We start from the raw sequence: 1,438 nt of genomic DNA, 5'->3' as shown, positions 1-1,438 counted from the left end.
AATCGCTGTCCATCGGCCTGGCGATTTGTATCGCGTTCTTCTCCAAAGATGGACTGAACATAATCCTCGGCTACGCATAACGTCTTCAATGCAAATATGTGCATTGTCGCCGCAACTATCTGTTCGCTGGAGCAGACTCCGGTGGCGAACGTGCCGCCGCGATCTACAGCCTCGTTGGCACTGCAAAACTCAACGGCATCGATCCAGAGGCGTATCTGCGCTACGTGCTCGCACGCATCGCAGACCATGCGATCAACCGCATCGACGAGCTCGCTCCGTGGGTCGTCGCGGATCAGCTCCGCACCGCAGTCTGAAGATCACGATCTCCAGTCAAGACGTCGATGGTGCCACGCTTACTTTCAGGACGCATCGATGGGCGCTATACCGCAGTCACCTGTGGCACGGAAGTCGACTTTTATGCGGGTCTTCAAGGCTCTAGATATTGGATGGTCAACACCCCAGCAGGGTCGGGAGGGTACTTTGCGTAGAAAAGACTGATATTGGTAGGTTTGGCAGACCACCAGCCCTGGCCACCTGTCCCTGAGGGGTCCACGTTCATAGTGCTCTCCTTTCCATACTTCAACCGCAACGCCTTGGTGATGTCGTCAAACGCTCGGGCGGCGTCATCACCGCCGTCGGTCTTAAGCTCAAAATCCACCTCTGCCAGATGGTAATCGTGGAAATATAAAAACGCCTTTAACTTATGGCCCGCCATTTCCACGTCATTCACACGCAACAGCGCAGTCTGAATCGTTCCATGACCTGCCTCGGGGTTGGGGACTGCTTCCGGTACAGCAGCCTGCACTTGTTTGACGCTCATCCCGAACTTCGTGTTATGCCAGACAGTCTGTGCAAAGGAAGGCGACGCTATGGCAGCGCCAGCGACCATCACGCAAATAGTCGCGAATCGCTCGATTTTTCTCATTTGTTGTCTCCGTTTCGCGGCGGTAAGAAGCGCGCGCGACGGCAATTCTAATCTAACGCGGCCGAAAAACTCCCACCAGAGAATTACTTGTTCGTTCGGAACCGCGAACTGCTGCGTGCTACGTCGATGTGGACAAACTCAATCGTCGGTTGGTGGCGCCTGCATTGTCCACTTTGGCGTTATCGGTCAATACGGTACTCCAGCAACGCTTACCCCGGCACGACATAACTGACCGAACGAATTCGCCCATGTCAGCAGGTCGAGATACCCCGCTGTGTCGGTTGTTACCGACAGCGTTCCGAGAAGCCGGCCTGCGCCGCTAATCACAGCCCCGACATGCGTATCCAGATGCGTATCAACGCCCAGAATTACTTCGTTCTGTTCCATGCGTATATCCGTTGTAGTGGGCGCATCGCCAACCCCACTCGCAGGACAGGACACTCACGGTGCAGTACAAAGCTCCTATCAGGTCACAGACGGTGAGCCCGGCAACGCTCGGGGAACGCCGGAACC

Annotated in this window: 2 protein-coding genes and 1 pseudogene; 1 reads left to right on the top strand and 2 read right to left on the bottom strand. The window is 55.6% G+C overall.

The genetic code is table 11. From position 1 onward, the window contains the following. Positions 1 to 107: 107 nt before the first annotated feature. A pseudogene (locus VSR72_RS43965) lies at positions 108 to 314 on the top strand (transposase domain-containing protein); the annotation flags it as partial. A gap of 113 nt (positions 315 to 427) precedes the next feature. On the opposite strand, the gene VSR72_RS43960 reads toward VSR72_RS43965, so the two are convergent. Together VSR72_RS43960 and VSR72_RS43955 are read right to left on the bottom strand one after the other, a co-directional pair. After that, positions 428 to 925, bottom strand: a complete 498-nt coding sequence (locus VSR72_RS43960) for a hypothetical protein (RefSeq protein WP_342958415.1) — start codon at positions 923 to 925, stop codon at positions 428 to 430. Positions 926 to 1,111: 186 nt separating this feature from the next. Continuing rightward, positions 1,112 to 1,312, bottom strand: coding sequence for a hypothetical protein (locus VSR72_RS43955; RefSeq protein ID WP_342958414.1), 201 nt, complete (start codon positions 1,310 to 1,312; stop codon positions 1,112 to 1,114). Positions 1,313 to 1,438 lie beyond the last annotated feature (126 nt).

It is taken from the genome of Paraburkholderia sp. JHI869 (assembly GCF_038900775.1).
In the GTDB taxonomy this organism is placed as follows: domain Bacteria; phylum Pseudomonadota; class Gammaproteobacteria; order Burkholderiales; family Burkholderiaceae; genus Paraburkholderia.
Note: the sequence above shows the minus strand (reverse complement) of the source record. Positions and strands in the feature narration are given on the sequence as shown.